This is a genomic window from Streptomyces sporangiiformans (assembly GCF_005768555.2).
GTDB classification, from domain to species: Bacteria; Actinomycetota; Actinomycetes; order Streptomycetales; family Streptomycetaceae; genus Streptomyces; species Streptomyces sporangiiformans.
Genome location: NZ_VCHX02000147.1, coordinates 66,145 through 83,166, shown reverse-complemented (window position 1 = coordinate 83,166; position 17,022 = coordinate 66,145). Strand labels below are relative to the sequence as shown.

14 protein-coding genes are annotated in these 17,022 nt (G+C 69.7%); 12 read left to right on the top strand and 2 right to left on the bottom strand.

Going from position 1 to position 17,022, the window contains the following annotated elements:
• Window positions 1-445 (bottom strand): hypothetical protein (locus tag FGD71_RS22675; protein ID WP_140935931.1); only part of this gene is annotated, 445 nt, incomplete at its 3' end.
• A 225-nt stretch (window positions 446-670) separates the two neighbouring features.
• Here FGD71_RS22675 and FGD71_RS22670 point away from each other — a divergent pair.
• Window positions 671-2,356 (top strand): AMP-binding protein, encoded by a 1,686-nt coding sequence (locus FGD71_RS22670; protein ID WP_219925797.1) that lies wholly within the window; start codon window positions 671-673, stop codon window positions 2,354-2,356.
• Window positions 2,357-2,398: 42 nt separating this feature from the next.
• Window positions 2,399-3,199, top strand: a complete 801-nt coding sequence (locus FGD71_RS22665; protein ID WP_119102333.1) for a thioesterase II family protein — start codon at window positions 2,399-2,401, stop codon at window positions 3,197-3,199.
• Between the two features lie 72 nt (window positions 3,200-3,271).
• Here FGD71_RS22665 and FGD71_RS22660 read toward each other — a convergent pair whose 3' ends face one another.
• Window positions 3,272-3,988 (bottom strand): response regulator transcription factor, encoded by a 717-nt coding sequence (locus FGD71_RS22660; RefSeq protein ID WP_162931205.1) that lies wholly within the window; start codon window positions 3,986-3,988, stop codon window positions 3,272-3,274.
• A gap of 307 nt (window positions 3,989-4,295) precedes the next feature.
• On the opposite strand from FGD71_RS22660, the gene FGD71_RS22655 reads away from it, so the two are divergent.
• The 10 genes from FGD71_RS22655 to FGD71_RS22610 all read left to right on the top strand — a co-directional run bounded on the left by FGD71_RS22655 (window position 4,296) and on the right by FGD71_RS22610 (window position 16,996).
• Entirely contained in the window at window positions 4,296-5,444 is a 1,149-nt protein-coding gene (locus FGD71_RS22655; RefSeq protein ID WP_119102331.1) for an FAD-dependent oxidoreductase, read from the top strand.
• Window positions 5,445-6,372: 928 nt separating this feature from the next.
• A complete protein-coding gene (locus FGD71_RS22650; protein ID WP_119102329.1) occupies window positions 6,373-7,281 on the top strand; it encodes an endonuclease/exonuclease/phosphatase family protein in 909 nt (302 codons plus the stop codon).
• Window positions 7,282-7,368: 87 nt separating this feature from the next.
• Window positions 7,369-8,511: a phosphotransferase gene (locus FGD71_RS22645; protein ID WP_119102328.1), complete on the top strand. Its 1,143-nt coding sequence runs from the start codon at window positions 7,369-7,371 to the stop codon at window positions 8,509-8,511.
• A gap of 181 nt (window positions 8,512-8,692) precedes the next feature.
• Window positions 8,693-10,033 (top strand): aminotransferase family protein, encoded by a 1,341-nt coding sequence (locus FGD71_RS22640; protein WP_119102327.1) that lies wholly within the window; start codon window positions 8,693-8,695, stop codon window positions 10,031-10,033.
• On the top strand, window positions 10,030-11,853 hold the full coding sequence (locus tag FGD71_RS22635; RefSeq protein ID WP_119102326.1) for a 1-deoxy-D-xylulose-5-phosphate synthase N-terminal domain-containing protein: 1,824 nt from the start codon (window positions 10,030-10,032) through the stop codon (window positions 11,851-11,853). Before FGD71_RS22640 ends, FGD71_RS22635 begins: the two co-directional genes overlap by 4 nt.
• Window positions 11,850-13,295, top strand: coding sequence for a glycosyltransferase (locus tag FGD71_RS22630; RefSeq protein ID WP_240436715.1), 1,446 nt, complete (start codon window positions 11,850-11,852; stop codon window positions 13,293-13,295). The genes FGD71_RS22635 and FGD71_RS22630 overlap by 4 nt, the downstream gene beginning before the upstream one ends.
• Window positions 13,292-14,122 (top strand): SDR family NAD(P)-dependent oxidoreductase, encoded by an 831-nt coding sequence (locus FGD71_RS22625; protein ID WP_119102325.1) that lies wholly within the window; start codon window positions 13,292-13,294, stop codon window positions 14,120-14,122. The genes FGD71_RS22630 and FGD71_RS22625 overlap by 4 nt, the downstream gene beginning before the upstream one ends.
• A complete protein-coding gene (locus FGD71_RS22620; RefSeq protein WP_119102324.1) occupies window positions 14,119-14,748 on the top strand; it encodes a DUF1349 domain-containing protein in 630 nt (209 codons plus the stop codon). The genes FGD71_RS22625 and FGD71_RS22620 overlap by 4 nt, the downstream gene beginning before the upstream one ends.
• Before the next feature lie 11 nt (window positions 14,749-14,759).
• Entirely contained in the window at window positions 14,760-15,761 is a 1,002-nt protein-coding gene (locus tag FGD71_RS22615) for an acetylserotonin O-methyltransferase (protein WP_240436714.1), read from the top strand.
• Complete coding sequence (locus FGD71_RS22610) at window positions 15,752-16,996, top strand: hypothetical protein (RefSeq protein WP_140935930.1); 1,245 nt, start codon at window positions 15,752-15,754, stop codon at window positions 16,994-16,996. The genes FGD71_RS22615 and FGD71_RS22610 overlap by 10 nt, the downstream gene beginning before the upstream one ends.
• Window positions 16,997-17,022 lie beyond the last annotated feature (26 nt).

Genomic DNA, 17,022 nt, shown 5'->3' with positions numbered 1-17,022 from the left:
CATTCCCCAACGCGAAAAACCCGCCACGGCCCAGCAGATACGCCTGCTGCAGATCCGTCAGCCCGAACGGCTCGAACCGGGCCTCGTCGTCCGGTGCCACCACGTTGCCCGTCAGCGGAGCCGACGCGTCCTCCAGCAACTCCAGGATCCGCTCGGCGAGTTGCCGCGCGCTCAGGGCGCGACGCAGCTCCTGGAGGCCGAGCTCCACACCGAGCCGGGCTTCCACAACCGCGTTGAGTTCCACCGCGACCAGCGACTCCAGCGCGGTGGTCGTCTCGATGTCCGCGCCCCGGTCGAGGGAGCCGGTGCGGACGAGGAACGACAGCAGGGCACCGGACAACAGGTCGCGGCGTCGCGCGATGTTCTCCTCCCGCAGGAGCAGTTCCACGAACTCGGGGTCGGTCAGGTCGAGTCCGGTGGGGGTGGGGAAGGACGCAGCATCCACGGCGGTCACTCCTCGTGCTTTCGAGGTTCAGGGCACAGGGCCTTGACGCTTCCTCCCGGGACGGCACGTCACAACGCCCGTCGGAGCAGAGAGATGGATGGTGGCCACATGGCTACGTCTTCCGACCATCCGCCTCGCCCCGAAGAGGTAGCCGTCGGCCGCATGCGGCATCGGCTGCAGACCTCCTAGCGTCGGCGCCACACATCACCGATGGCGGAGGTAGCCGTGGCGTCCCACCCTGTCCCGAACCGGTCCTTCCTCGTATCGGAGGCGAGTGGTTATTCGATCAGCGAGGGGTTGCTCAAGGCTCGCGCCGGCGCGGGGCTGACGGTGCTCGGCGCCGATCTGAGCCCCAGCCGTATCGGTTACGACGAGCTCGCGGAGCTGGCCGAGCAGGCGGCCCGGGCACTGCGGGCCAAGGGAGTCTCCGCGGGCGACCGCGTCTGTCTGCTGTCGCCCACGACCAAGGACCTTCTCATCACGCTCTTCGGCATCTGGCGGCTCGGCGCGGTCCCGGTGGTCCTGCCACGCCCTCAGCGCACAGACGCCGAGGCGTTCGTCGAGGAGGTGCGGCGGAGGATCAAGGCCGCGGCGCCCGTGCTCCTGGTGACAACCGAGAAGAGCGCCGAACTGTTCGCCGGGCGGGTCGCCGTGCCCACGGTGAGCCTGCGCCAGCTGCGCACGTGCACCACCGCCCCTGGCGCGGAGCTGCCGATGCCGTCCCCGGACAGCATCGGCCTGCTGCAGTTCACGTCGGGGACGACGGCGCTGTCCCGCGCCGTCCCGGTGACCCAGGCCCAGCTGATAGGCAACATCGCGGCCGTGGGCGAGCGCACCGGGTTCGGTCCCGACCACACGTACGTCAGCTGGCTCCCCCTCTACCACGACATGGGGATCGTCTCCCTGGCGGGCGTCGCCGCCGGCGGAGCGCACTCGGTCATCATGGCCACCGAGACGTTCATGCAGCAGCCCGCATGCTGGATGCGGACGATCAGCGACTACGGCGGCACGCTCACCGCGGCCCCCAACTTCGCGTACGGCCTGGCCGCCAAGATGCAGGCACTGCGCCCGGCCGCGCTGAACCTGTCCGGGCTGCGCGTCGCCATCAACGGCGCGGAGGCCATCGACGCCGACGCCCTCGCCGCGACCCAGGATGTACTCGGCCAGTACGGCTTCGGCGCCGACGCCATGTGTCCGATGTACGGCCTGGCCGAGGCGACGCTCGCGGTCTCCGGTAGCGACCACGCCAGTCCGGTGCGTGTCGTCGCCCCTGTCGGCGACCGCGGAGAGGGTGGATCCCCGGGCGGCCAGGCCGCACCGACACGCCCTCTGGTGAGCTGCGGTCGGCCGATCCCCGGAACCGAGGTCCGTATCAGCGACCCGGAAGGCCGCGCCCTCTCTGCCGGCACGGTCGGTGAGGTCTTCGTCAAGGGCCCTGGTGTGACGCCGGGCTACTGGACGGCGGGAGGACAGGTCGATTCCGACGACTCCCACCAGGACGGCTGGCTGGCCACGGGGGACCTGGGGTTCCTCGACCAGGGGGAACTCGTGATCTGCGGCCGGCTCAAGGACATGGTCATCGTGGGCGGTCGCAACCTCTACCCCGAGGACTACGAGATGGTCGCCGAGCGGGTTCCCGGCGTGCGGGCGGGCAACGTCGTGGCGTTCTCGCTGCCGGACCGGGAGCGCATGGTGGTCGTGGCCGAGGGGCGCAGCGCCGGCGCCGATCTGGAGGCACTCTGCCGTCATGTGATGGACAGCCTGTGCGAGACGTCCGAGCACGCCCCGTACGAGGTCCTGTTCATCAAGCCCGGGACGCTCCCGAAGACGTCATCCGGAAAGAGGCAGCGGCAGGCAGCACGCCGCCTCTACGAACAGGGCGGCCTGGACGTTCTGCACTCGGTTCGGTGAGCGCTCGGCAGCGCCGAGACCACCACGGAGGAGAGATCACGCATGTACCAGTCCAGTTCGACCGCCTCCCGCCCCGGTGGGGGCACGGCTCCGTGGCTCCTCAAGCCTCAGGTGCCGGTGTCACCTCAGGCCCTGACCCTGGTGTGCGTACCGCACGCGGGGGCTGGGCCCGGTGTGTACCGGGCTTTCGCGCGGCAGCTCGCCCCACACGTCTCTCTGCGGCTCGTGCATCTACCGGGCCGGGAGTCCCGGGTCGGTGAACCGGCCCTGGACAGTCTGCCGCGTGTGGTCCGGGCCGCCTTGCCCGCGCTGGTGCCCGAGCTCCGCGGCCGGTTCGCCCTGTGGGGACACAGCATGGGCGGCTTCGTCGCTTTCGAGCTGGCCCGGGTACTTCAGGCCCGCTTCGGTCTGCGAGCGGAGGCCCTGGTGGTCTCCGGCTGCCAGGCACCCCGGTCGCCCGAGCGGGCCGCTCTGCCGCAGCGCCGCCTGATGGAGGACGACGAACTGTGGCTGAGCGCGGCCGACTTGAACGGGATTCCTGCGGAGATCACCGGCAACGGTGCCTTGCGGGAGCTTCTGCTGCCGACGCTGCGTGCGGACTTCGCCGTCTTCGAGACGTACGAGTACCGTGCGGGTCCGCCCTTGAGCTGTCCGCTGCACGTGTTCGCCGGCCGGGACGATCCCGAGGCGTCGGCTGGGGACATGGAGGCATGGAAGCTGGAGACTCGGTCGGACTTCACGCTCACGGAGCTGGCCGGTGGCCACTTCTTCCACCTGGAAGATCCAGTGGGGTTCAGCGACCGGCTTACGTCGGTCCTGTGGCCTCGGCACGCCACGCGATGACAAGTGTTCCAAGCGGCCGTGGGGCTTCCCCGTATCTCACCGGAAGAGGACCGGACGGAAGCCCCGCGGCTCCTAGTTTCTGGTCGCCGTGTCCCAGTCGACCAATCCCAGTCGCAGACCCAGCGTGACCGCCATGGTGCGGTTCTGGCAGCCGAGCTTCACCAGGATGTTGGCCACGTGGCGTTTCACTCCGTGCACGGTGATGCACATGCGCTTGGCTATCTGGCGGTTGCTCAGCCCCGCGGACATGAGCCGCAGCGTGTCCAGTTCACGAGCGCTGAGCGGTGGTCGGGTCGCTGCCCAGGTCCCCGCCGAATCCGTGGCGAGTGCCAGCAACTCCCGCATCGTGTTCCTGGTGACGGAGACCATCCCCCGGCGAAGTGCACCGAGCATCTCGGCCAGCGACTCCACGGAGAGATCCTGCTCACGCACCACAGCATCGACCGGCAACTCGGCGGCAAGATGCAGCCGGTCCCTGTCCAGGGCACCGGCGAGCAGAACAAGCCGCGTGCATGGGCGGGCCAGCAGTGGGCTCAAGGAACTCGGCACGCCCGAGAGAGATCTGACCGAGAGCATGAGCGTCACGCAGGTGCCAAGGCGTTCCGCCGGTACGTCGTCCGGAGTCGCGACGGCCACGACGTCGGCCCCCAGGCCGGCCTCCTCGAGCATGTGCCGCAACCCGGTGCGGGTCACGGTGTGCGGCTCGATCAGGACGGTGGTGGTGCTTTCGCAGTCGGGGCACGCGTCGGTCAGCGGAGCAGGGGTGTGTGCTGCGGTCGCTCCGATCATGGGCCCACCGGACATCGGACCCCCGCGGTGTTGCTGCGAGCGTTCCGTGCCTGGTGATCGTCCGTTAAGGACAAGGGCGTCCTGCCGCCCCCATGCCTCCTGCCTGCCTCGTACCTGCTTCCGGTGTTCGCTTCACCGTTCGCCTCACCAAAACTCCACATGGCCAGGCCTTCCCCGTTGTTCACAAAGCCCCCATTGAACTGAAGGTATGTCGCATACCGACGTCATGTACTGTGGTCCGCAGTAGTTCAACCTGTCAAGTACGTTCACGCTCTGTAACCAGCGTCGCCGAGGGGAAATCGTTTCCATGAAATTCGATGTCGTGGTGGTCGGAGGAGGTGCGGCGGGCGTGGACGCGGCGGCCGCCGTGCGGCGACAGGCCCCGGACGCGAGCGTCGCGCTCATCAGTCCGGAACCCGACCTGTTCTACCGCCCCTGGCTGGTCTACCTCCCCGCAGCCGCCGTCCCTGCACAGGATCTGTCCATCCCGCTGTCCGGCATCGCCTCCCGTCACGGTTTCGAACACATCGAGGACGGGGTGAGCACAGTCGACCTGGCGGCCCGCGAGCTCGCCCTGACGTCCACCGGCAAGCGCGTGGAGTACAGCCAGCTGATCCTCGCCCCCGGCGCTCCCGCGGACCGGCAGCGCATCCCGGGCGGCGACGAGCACGCCGCGTTCCCCTGCGACCCCTCCGAGGCGCGAGAGCTCCTGGACCGGCTGAAGGAACTGGAGGAGGGAACCGTCGCATTCCTCCTGACCGGTGAACGGATCGGTCCGGGACTGGAGTACGCCGGCTGGGTCGCCCGGGCCATGCGCGCCGCCGGGCGGAATGCCCTCCACATCCTCGCCGTCGAGCACGATGACGCCTTGGACCGTCAGTTCGGCACTAAGGCGGCCGATCGGCTGGTGACCGTCGCAAGCGCCGTCGGCTTCGACGTCGTCCGGCACGCTCGCGTCGAGCGGATCGGCGATGGCGAGCTGGTACTGCCGGACACCACCATCGGCGCCGACCTGATCGCTGTCACCAGCCCTCTGCGCGGACCCGACCTCGGTTTGCCGGCCGAACTTCTCGACCCACGAGGCCTGCTGAAGGTCGACGCCACGCTGGCGGCACCGGCGTTCCGCAACGTCTTCGCCGCAGGCGACTTCAGCGACGTACAGGGAGTTGGACTGGAGTTGCCCAAAACATGGATCATGGCGCGCCTCCAAGCGGAAACAGCGGCCCGCAACGCGGCAGCGGCACTCGCAGGGGGCAGCCCCGTCGAACTCGACGCACGCAAGGCAGCACGGATGGCTGCCATTTCCATGCCGGACGTCGGCGGCCGCACCCTCTTCGTCCGGAACCGCAAGCCGGTGGTGGCCGGAAGCTGGCCGCTCAGGTTGCGCTACCGCATGGACGGCAAGTACCTCTCCCGATACCGCGACCGCCCCGGGGCGACCCGCCCCGCCGCGTAAGCACTTCCTCTGGATGCCGGTGTGCAGCACGAACAAGATCCCGCACAAGGCCTGCCGGTCCGGCACCCAGGACCGTCCCTCGACCTCGCCCTGGGTACGGCCCTCTACAACCTCAGCAGTGATCACCAGACGTCTCTTCGACATCGCCAGACCCTGCCCCCGAGGTCATGCTGATGTCTTGAGACACCCCGTTCCCATGTCCTGAGCGAGCACACCGCCCGGGATTCCTGCCTGCGCGCAGACCCGTCGTCGAACCGACGGGTCCCACGCTCACAGCAAGACCGCTGCCGTGACCACCAGCAAACCCTCGCCAGCCCACGCCGACCCGGCTTTCCAAGTTCTGCGGCTCCTACCGGGGACTCGAACCCGCGGCCAGCGCCCGCTCCGAGTCACCACCCCATCTCGCTGACGAACCGTCCGCTACATCCCGCGCCGATCCAGCAACGGTACGGATAGCCAGGGACGACGACAGGTGACGACGTATCACCCCAGCGGAGACCGCATGTGACCTGCTCTGATGCGCCGATTGGTGACAGAAGACGCAAACGGTTTGGTGGGTCGTTGCCGCGAGCAGGGGGTTCACGCGCGCCTGACGGCCTGGGTGACCCGCCACAGGTGCGCACGCACGTACAACGCGGTATCCAGAAGGGGGTGCTCTTCGTTCACTCCGGTGTCCAGAACACACATCGCCGGGGGGGCGTCGGGCGGGGCGGCCTCGACGCGTCCGACGAGGTTGTCAGGCGCTGCCCCGACCCGCGCAACCACCGTGCGGTCATCGAGTCCGGCAGTATCTGCGCCAACACCCCAGGGGGCAACCGGAGACTGCGACGACGTCGCCAATACCGCGCATTCGTGTGTTCTGCGGCGGTCGTGCGCGCTTCGATGATGAGGGCGATTCGCAATTGGCGATCACCAACCGGAGGCATCTGTGCAAGAGGTGAACATCCTCTGCTGTAACTTCGAGAACAACGGCTTCGGGGATCCGGCACGTCGGGCGAAGATGTACAAGCTGCTGGCGGAGTTGGAGCCGCATGTGCTGTTCCGCCAGGAGATGTGGGACGCCGCCGACGACGGCAGTGGTATCGCATACGAGATGGAGCACGCGCTGGGGCTGCGCTGCTGGCTTGGGCCCGAAAGTTGCACGGCGCTGTTGGTCGACACGAAGGTCTTCCGGCCGCTGAAGGAGTGGCCGTGCACAGGGCCGATGTGGACTCAGCCGCCCACCGCTCTGACGTTCCAGTACGCGGCGGCCGGACCCGCCGCCGTCCCGTTGCTGCTGGTCAGCTATCACCTGAACTACGCCTCGTCCGCGCTGCGTACCGTCGAGGCCGAGTGGCTCACCACATGGAACGACCAGAAGTGGCGGGGCGGCGATGGTCCGGCCGTACCCCTTCCTGCCGTCTTCGGCGGGGACAACAACTCCTTCCCGGTGCCGGGCTCCGAGGGAGATCCGGCCGTGCCGGCACTCCTGGAGATCGAGGACCGGCCGCACCGGGTCCACCGGTCGCGGGTCGGCGCGGGCGGCACGCGGATCATGGACACGTGCCCCGACGACATCCTGCGGAGCGCCGGGATGGAGGATGTCGCGCGTCATGTCGCCGAGGCGAAGGGAGAGCGGGCGGCCTTGCGACCCACCGTCCACGCGAGTCCCACCCATGGCCCCGCCGCCCGCATCGACCGGGTGTACGTGTCACGGGCCCTGCTGCCCGCCGTGGCTTCGGCCGAGTCCGTCGACCCGGCCGGTTTGTCCGACCACCATGTGCTGCTGGTGAAGCTGGACGGGGATGCGCTGAGCGAAATCCTCTGTGCGGAAGGCCAGTTACGAAAGGGCGAGTAGTGCCACTCACTGCTTGATCGGGTGATGCGGCGGCCGCGGCCCCGGCGACAGCATTGACATCGCAACCCATCGAACCTGGGAGTGCCGATGGCAGGCAGCGAACTGGGGCACGCGACCGCGGAGTCTCTACGGAACACCGATTTCGACGAAACACCGCGACCCGGCAGCGCGGAATGGGTCACGCAGGTCGTCGAGGCTCATTGGGGCGTCACTCTTGGTTCGGCCGTTCTCCGGCCGCTGGCCTCCGCGTCGGGGGAGCGCCCCCTCAGCCACACCTCCGGGCTGTGGCGGGTGAGCCTGCCGTGGGGGCGGGACGGCGAGCGAGCCGCGTTCGTGTTCAAGGCGCAGCTCAACGCGGCGGCGATCCGGCCGCTGGAGTTCCATGGGCTCAAGCGGCGGATCATGAAGATCTGTGCCGAGCAGGGCGTCCCCGTCGCGGTCGCCGTACCGGCCGTCGACGGCTCCCCCGTGGTCAGGCGGGACGGTGTCGACTGCGAGCTCGCCCCGCTGCTCCCCGGCACTGCCCGTAGAACCCTGACATCCGCTCAGGCGGCGGGAGTCGCGTCCACCGGGCTGACCTTGCGGTCGGTCCTGGACGGGCTGCCCGACAGTCTGGTCCAGGCACTTGAGCCGTATCCGGTGGATCCGCTGGTCGAGGAAGAGCGATGGCAGGTCGCCCTGGACGACGCGCTGGGGCGCCTGCTGCCGCTGGCCGTGCACCGCACGGATGAGTGGGGTCGGGTCATCGCCCCCGTTCTGCGACAACTGGAACACTGCAAACCGCTCCTCGACCGGTTCGTGGCGGCAGATGGTGACGCCGCACGGAACACCTCCGTCGTCCATGGCGATCTGCACCGCCATCACTTTCTGTTCGACGAACTGCGGGAGGATCGGGTCAGCGCGGTCCTCGACTTCGACAACCTCCGCCTCGGCAACCGCCTGCTCGACCTCGCCTGGATCGCCAGGACCGCCGACCACGTGGCCGGGACCCGGGCCGTACGGCAGCGCAGTACGACCGCGTTCGTAAAGGCCGCCGAAAGCGCCGGCCTGCTGGGGCCAGGTGAGACACGGCTGCTGATGCCCACTCTCATGGCCTACGCCGTCCCGGTCGTCGTCGACATCGCCAAGGACATCCTGGAACGGGACATTCTCGACGACCTCTGGATCGAGTACCTCGACCTGCTCTCCCCGGCCCACATGACCGAGACTCACGCCCTGCTCACGGGCTGACCTCCCCCTCTCCCCCTCTCTCCCCCGGGCCAAGCCACACGCCCCGCTCAGCGACCCGACTGCCCTTTCCCCCCTCCTTTCTCATCGCCCCTTCCCTGCTCTGGCGGCCCGCCATGGCCGGCTCCCTCCGAACCACGCCGCATCCCCCGTGAAGTGTGGCCCGATCCGAAGGATGAAGACGATGCCGTCTACCCAGAAGAGCACCCAGCCCACGCCTTGGGACTTCACCGACAAGTCCGCGTTCTGCTTCGAAGTGCCCTACTCGACCGACTCGATTCTGTTCGAATCCGCCAAGGGCATCCGGCTGACCGACGCCTCGGGGCGCGAGTACCTCGACTCGATGTCGGGTGTCTTCGTGACCTGCTTCGGGTACGACTGCGAGCCGATCGTCAACGCCGTCACCGAGCAGGTGCGCCGGCTTCCGTTCAACCCGCCGCTGCACGGCACCAGCCGCCCGGCCGTCGAGCTGGCGGCTGAGCTCGCGGGCCTGGCCCCGGCTACGTTCTCGCTGACCAAGCTGGTCAACGGCGGTTCGGAGGCCGTGGAGGCCGCCGTCCGACTGGCCCGCCTGTACCACCGGGAGAAGGGCAACGCGGGCAAGTACAAGGTGCTCAGCTACTTCCACGGCTACCACGGCGCGACCTTCGGCTCGCTCACCGTGACCGGCCGCCCCGATACCAGCCGATTCGGGCCCGGGGTTCCTGGAGCCGTCCACGTGTGGACGCCCCACTCGGTCGCCCGGCAGCTGGGGGTGCCGCTGGAGGAGGCCGCCGATCTGGCGCTCACCCTCATCGAGCAGACCATCGAGGCGGAGGACCCGGGCGCGATCGCCGCCCTGGTGGTGGAGCCGGTGGTCCATCTCCTCGGGATGGCGACGCCGCCGCCCGGCTTCCTGCCCGGGCTGCGCCGTCTGTGCGACAAGTACGGCATCCTGCTGGTCTTCGACGAGATCGTGACCGGCTTCGGCCGTACAGGCCAGGCGTTCGCCGCCGACACCTTTCACGTCGTCCCGGACCTGATCTGTGCCGGAAAGGGCATATCGGGCGGCTACGCGCCGCTGGCCGCTGTGCTCATCAGCGAGCGGATCGCCTCCGTCCTGGCGACCAGTGACGACGCATACGCCTTCGCCCCATCCCACACATACGCGGCCAACCCGGTCAGCGCGGCGGCGGGACTGGCGTCGGTGCGGCTGTTCAAGGAGCTCGACGTGCCCGCCAGGGTCCGGCGCCTGTCCACGAAACTCACCGCCCTGCTGGAGAGCGCGGTGCGCGAGCGGGGTGTCATCCGCGCGACCGGGCTGCTGTACGGCGTGACGCTGACCGCCGAGCCGGTCGCCGCGGAGGCGAAGGCATCCCCGGGGCAGGCGCTGGCCCAGGCGTGTCTGCGGCGCGGACTGATCATCCGTGGTGAGGACGATTGGGTGGTACTGGCTCCGGCCTTCGTCGCCACGGACGAGGACCTGGACGAGATCGTCACCGTCCTGGGCGACGCGCTCGACGAGGTCTTCGGCGGTGCCCGATGACGACCGTCGCCTCACAGTCCCTCGACCTCGCCGAACGCGCCCCGCTGCTCGACCGCTTCGAGGACGTGGCCCGCGCGGCCATGCCCAGGCTCACCCCGGACGAGGCCGCGACCGTCGAACGCGAACTGGCAGCTTGGACGCGCCTGGACGCGCGGTACCCGACGCCCTCGGCGGAGCTGGCCGGCGTGGCCGCGGCCGTGCCCGAGCGGCTGTACGATGACAGCGCCCAGGTCCTGCTGCGCATGCACGAGATCGCCGGATCCGGCAACTACCAGAGCTGTCTGTCCTCGCTCCCCCTCGTGAGGGCCTGCTTCGACCTGGGCCTGGTCCCAGGCCACCACCCCGGTGACGCGGAGGCCACGGACGCCGAACTCATCGTCGGCCGAGGCCACATCGCCCCCAGCTTCTACGCCGAGCGCTACGTACGCGGCGCCTTCCCGTTCGCTCCCCTGACCACCCTGCACCGCGACGGCCTCACCGGTGTGGTCCACCAGAACTGGGGCTTCCGCAACACCATGCGCTACAGCCTCGGCGTCGGTGTGGCCCAAGCCGTAAGCCTGGCCTGGGAGCTGCGTCGCCGGGGCAAGCAGCGCAAGGTGGTGTGCCTGGCGGGTGACGGAGAACTGCATGAGGGCGTCACCTTCGAGTGCCTCCGCTTCGCGTACGAGGCGGGGCTCGACAACCTCATCCTCGTCGTCGACGCCAATGGCAAGGGCATCGAGCCGCTGCGCGCCCCGGTCAGCCGGGAATACCTGTCCCACTACCTCGGCACGGCCACAGACGCCGACGGCCAGGACACCGAGTCCGTCGCCAAGGCACTGCGGGAGCTTCTGGACACGCCGGGCAGCGGGGTTCTGCTGTGCGCCACCCGGAAGGAGGGCCACAGCTTCAAGCCGCCGGCAACCCCGTCCGCACCCGCGCCCCGGCCGTCCTTCGCCACCACCTCCGGCAAACTGCTGGCCAGCTTCCAGGAAGCGACGGAACGTCAACTAGCGGTCTTCACTGGTGACATGGCCGCCCGCTTCGGGCTCACTGGCGCGGTGCCGTACGAGAACGTGGGACTCGCCGAGACACTGTCCCTCGGGCTCACACTGAGCCTGCCCGACGACACCGTCAAGGTCGTCGCGACCGACGCCATGTACTACATGGACTCCCTGAGCATGCTCACCGAGGCCACGACGAGCACGCGGAACCTCCTCGTGCTGGCCGGCCGCAGCTGGGGCGCCTGGGGCGGTGCGAGCAACGCACTGAACCTGCTGGACCAGGTCATGGGCACCAAGGTCTACGAGCCGGTCACCGCCGCCGAGTTCACGGCCTGCGCGGCCAGGCTGCTGACCGACCCCTCCACCGCGCACGTTCTGAGCATGGTGGACGCCCGCTTCGCCGAACCGGGCACGCACTGCGCGGCCGACATCGACGGCGCCGTATGGATCACCCCTCCCGGAACGGACGGACAGGACGCCCCGGACCTCGACTGCGCCGTGATCAGCTTCGGCTACGCGACCGTGCTCGTCGAGGAGGCCAACCGCGAGTTCGGCGTGCCGCATCTGCACTGCGCGGCGCTGCGTCCCCACCTGGACCCGGCCCTGACCGAGCGGCTGCGGCGCTGCCGGTCATTGCTGAGCGTGGAGTACAACGGGGTGCCCGGCGGCTTCGGCGAAGGGCTGCGGGCCCGCCATCTGCTGCCGGTGACCGCGCACGGTGTCACCGGGGACATCCTGAACTGCGTCCACGACAAGCAGCTGGCCCGGCACGACATGGCACCCGCCCAGCTCACCGAGCGGTTGCGGGACCTGCGGGAGAACGGGCCCGCCGCATGAGCGTGCGATGGCACTTCCACGACTACCGGTCCCCGGATCTCGACGGGATCGTGGACGGCGCGATCCTCATGCACCGGGAGATGGCCGAGCTGCTGGACGGCCGTGGCGCCGTCCCGCACGACCTGACCCGGGGCCCGGACGGGCTCCATAGCCTGCTGAGGGAGGGCGGGCCGCAGGACGCCGTGTACGCCGGCAGCGGCCCGTACGCCTTCCTCTACCATCTGTGGCGCGAGCGGACCGGGGGCGCGTACCGCATCGTGCGGGAGGTCCACACCAGCCTCTGGTCCGGTTACTGGGCGCAGGAAGAGCTGTGTCGGCCGCTCGTCCGCGACGGCGATCTGGTGCTGTTCCCGACGGAGTTCACCCGGCGGCTCTACCTCCGCGAGTTCGACAGCGTCCGTGAGGAGAGCTCGGCGGTCGCCTACCCACTGCTCCACCGGCTGCCGACGCGGCGGCCGGTGGCCGCGCCACCAAGCACCGCGCCGCTGCGCATCGGGTACCTGGGGGCGCTGTCCGAGGCGAAGAACTTCGATCAGGTGGTGAACATCTTCGCCCGGGTGCACCGGCTGAGCGGCGGCCTGGCCAAGCTGTTGTTCGCGGGGAAGCCGAACGCGGACCGGTTCGCGCCCGTCCACGTCCTCGAATCCCTTCGACAGCAAGGCATCGACCCACGGCACGTCACCTCAGCGGGCGTCCTCGGCCCGAACGATCTGGGCCGGTTCTTCCAGGCCGTCGACGTGCTGCTCTTTCCGAGCACGGCCTCGCGCGAGACGCTCGGCCGGGTGGTCGTCGAGGCGCTGGCGCACGGTGTCCCGGTCCTCGCGGCGGACGTCGGCCCCGCCGTGGAGCTCCTCCCGGCGACCAACCTGATCCCCACGGTCCTGGACACGGCCACGGAGTTCACCATGGGCCGGATCCTGCCGCTCGGCCGGGTCGACGAGGAGTGCGCCGCCGACCGGCTGCTCCGCCGCGCCTACGCACCGGCCCGGCTCGCGGACACCGCTCCGTACGGTATCGACGCGCTGTGGCAAGCCCTGGAGGGGCGGGCCCCGAGCGTGCAGACCCCCTACGACCGTCGCGTCATCGACGCCCTGCGGGTGGAGCCGCGGCCCACCGACCACCCCGGCCTCGACCCGGAGCGGGCCGAGCGGCTCTTCCTCGACTACTTCCAGCGGCACGACGACGAGCTGCTCGTGGCCATCGCGGACCTTGAGGCCCGTACGGGCCGACCGCACCCGGAACTGCGCGAGATCGTCGCCCGTCCTGGACGCAACCTCGCCGACTACCGGGCCTTCCCCCGGCTGCTGGACGCCCTGCTGCTCGAACCCCTGACATTCCGGCAGACCGCCGCTCAACCGCCGTGCCCGGCAACGGACTTCGCCGCGGCCAGGGGGCCCGCCGGCTCGCCGGGCCCGATCGCCATGGACAAGGAGAGCTCATGACCACGCACCCGCAACGGTACGACGGCCGAGTCGCCCTGGTGGTCGGCGGGGGCCGAGGCATCGGTGCCGCCGTTGTGGAGACGTTCGCCCAGCAGGGCGCCACCGTGGTGGCCGCCGACGCGGAGTTGCTCACCTCGGACGTCAACCACTACCGCAGCAAGCGGGTCGGCGGATACGCCGCCGCCCGTGAACTCGCGCAGAATCTTCAGGACAAGGGACTCAGCGTGTCCGCCGCCGATGTGGACGCCGGCGACGAGGACTCCGTACGCGCACTGCTGGCCCGCGTCGACGAGGAGTACGGTCGGCTCGACGTGGTGGTGAACGCCTTCGGCATCACCCACATCTCCAAGGTCGAGGACATGACGCTCGCCCAGTTCGAGTCCGTCGTCTCCGGCAACCTCAACGGAGTCTTCCTCTTGTCCAGGTACGCCATTCCGTTGCTGCGCCGTGCCGGAGGCGGAGCCATCGTCAACTTCTCCTCCATCTCCGGACGGATGGGCTTCGCGAAGGAGGCACACTACTGCGCCGCGAAGTTCGGGGTGATCGGTTTCACCGCGTCCCTCGCCAAGGAACTCGCGACGAGCGGCATCCGGGTCAACGCCGTGTGCCCCGGCATCGTCCGCTCGAACATGTGGGACTACCTGCTGAGCGAGTTCGTCCGCCCCGGGGAGACGCAGGAGGAGTGCTGGGAGCGGATGCGGGCCCTGATCCCGCAGGGCGATTTTCAGACCCCGCAGGACATCGCCGACGCCGTCCTGTACCTCGCCTCGGCGCCCCGGGTCACCGGCCAGGCCATCAGCGTCGACGGCGGGATGGCCCAGCCGTGACCCAGGTCTCCAGGGCGCCCCGGCCCGAACCCGGGGCGCCCTTCCCTGGCGAGTGGTCCTGGCTGGGACCGCCGGCGGAGTGGACCGCGGGGCCGTCGTCGGGCGAGCTCCGGCTGACGGCCGGGGCCGGTGCCGACCTGTACGCGATGCCCGCCGTCCGGGAGGTCGACGCCCTGCCGGCCCTGGTGCGGCGCTTCGACGGCGACTTCCGACTCCAGGCCCACGTCACCGTCGAAGACGGCGACACGTTCGCGGACGCGGGCGGGCTCGTCGTTCTGACCGGCGCCGGCTCCGTCAAGGTGTGCGTGGAGCGCACCACCTCCGGGTCCTGGGCCGTCGTCACTGTGGCGTCCCTGCCGCACTCCGACGAGGCCATGGGACCCTCCCTTCCCGGCCCTGCTGCCGAACTCCTGGTGACCCGTCAGGGACAGCGGTTCGCCGCACTGTTCCGCACTCCGGTCCGCACTCCGGCGGACGGGGACTGGCGGTTCGCCCGCACGTTCACCCTGCCCGATTCCCGTGAGGTCTGGGCGGGCGTGTTCGCCCAGGCCCCGCTGTCCGACAGATGTACGGCCGAATTCCGCGGCCTGTCGTCCAGTCCCGTACCCCTGCGCGACCGCAGATGAAGGAGCCCGACGTGAACGTCGTCGCACCGACCCTGTTCAATGAACTCCATTGGAACTACTGGAAGACCAAGGTCTTCGTCAGCGCCATGCAACTGGGTGTCTTCACCCAGCTCACCGAAGGACCCGCCGACTCCACGACCCTGGCCGACCGCCTCGGGCTGAGCGAGCGCACCGCCCCCGACTTCCTCGATTGCCTGGTGGCCATGGGGCTGCTCCGGCGCGACGCCGGCGTCTACACGAACACCGAGGAGAGCGCCCAGTACTTCGACCGCGGCACGTCCCACACCTACCTGGGCGATGTCATGCTCACCGAGGCCGGCCACCTCGGCAACGACCTGACGGCCGCCCTCAGGGCGGAGCGGTCCCGGGAGGGCGCCTCCAGTGCCCGCGAGTTCTACGACAACACCTACGCCGACGCCGACCGCACCGCTTCGTTCCAGCGGGCCATGACCGCGATGAGCTACGAGTCCGGGGCGGCTCTGGCCGACCGTCTGCCCTGGGGGCGGTACCGGACGTTCGTGGACGTCGGCTGTGCCGAGGGCGCCGTGGGCGTGCACCTGCTGCGGGCACACCCGCATCTGAACGGCATCGGCTTCGACCTGCCGGGTGCCCGGGCCGGCTTCGAGAAGTACACCGCCGCCCACGGTCTCGCCGACCGGGCCGTCTTCCAGGGCGGCGACTTCCTCCGGCAGCCGCTGCCCGCCGCCGATGTCGTGATCTTCGGCCACGTCCTGCACAACTGGGACCTGGACGTCAAGCTCCACCTGCTGGGCCAAGCCCATGCCGCGCTGCCGCCCGGCGGGCTCGTCGTGGTGTACGAGGCGCTGATCGACGACGACCGCGAGCGCAACGTCGTCGGACTGCTGCTCAGCCTGATGATGCACCTGTCACTGCCCGGCGGCTTCGACTACACCCCGGCGGACTGTGCCGAGTGGCTGCGCGAGACCGGGTTCACGGACATCCGCGCCGAGCACCTGGCCGGGGCGGAAGCGATGGTCGTCGGATGCAAGTGAGCGGACTGGAGCGGCTGGCCCGGCGGGTGCCCGGCGACGCCACCCCCGAGTCGTTCGCCGGCTACCTGGCCGAGGTCTCGCGGGACCTCCTGGACACACCCGAGCCGTTGTCCGCTCAGGAGGCCATTGCCTGGGCCGGGCGCAAGGCACGTGCGCTGGGCCTCGCCCCCGGCCGGCTCGCGGAGGACCTGGGGCGGGCGCTCGCCCAGACGGGCTCCCTCGGCCCGGACGAGGTCGCCGAGTACCGCCGCAACCTCGCGACGCTGCTGCCCGGGGCCGCCGTGACCCAGGGCGGGCGTCCGCCGGACCCGGCCGAGCTGTACGAGGCGCTGTACCAACTCGGCCGCGAGACGGTCGGGTTCCTGCGGAAGGCTCTCCTCGGCAACGACCGGACGGTGGTCTTCCTCGGCACGGACGCCGAGTTCCTGAAGATCTCGTACGACGTGTGGACGGGGACCTCGGACGCGTCCCGCGCCTTCTACCTGAGCCGACTCTCGCTGCTCAGTGGTGCCGAGCAGCGGATCCTGGCCCGTACCCGGCACGAGGTGTTCGGCGCGGACGGGATCTGTGACAACGCTGTCGGCGGTGCCGGTGGCGGACGGCACTTCGCCTGGATGGACAACGGGCTCCTGGCCTCGCAGCTGTACCTGCTGATCACGGCCGCCCGGGAGCGGGCGGCAGCCGGTGAGGCGGTATTCGGCGAGTTGTTCCCGCGGATGTTTCGCGAGGAGCTGATCCACGGCCTTGAGCAGGCCAAACGGCGCGACCAGGGGCCGCTGACTCTGTTCGGGACCGCCCACCCCCAGGTGGACGCGGTGATCCGGCAGGGCATCGACGAGGGTTTCTTCGCGGCGCGCTGCGGTGAACTGACCCGGCGTTTCCGCACCGAGGTGGGCCGCAACGCGTCCAACCCGGTGATCGTGGACATCGGGGCCAACGGCACCCAGCCCTGCCTGCTCCTCGGCGTCCTGACATCCGGGCTCGTACCGCCGCCGTCCGTGGTCCTGTTCACCTCGGGGCGCCGGGCCTGGGGCCCCGATTCCCCGGCGTTCCGCAGCATCGCGGTGACAGGGCGTTTAGCCATGGCCGTGGAGTCCGTGAAGACGTACATGACGAACTACCGGGGAACGGTGGAGGGTGACGCCCGGGAACTCGCCGTGGCGCCACCGGACCAGCAACTCCTCGCGTTTTTCAAGCAGTTGGCCTTCCATCGGGCGGCTTTGGAAGAGCGTTGACCCACTCCGGAGGATCACGGAAGCCG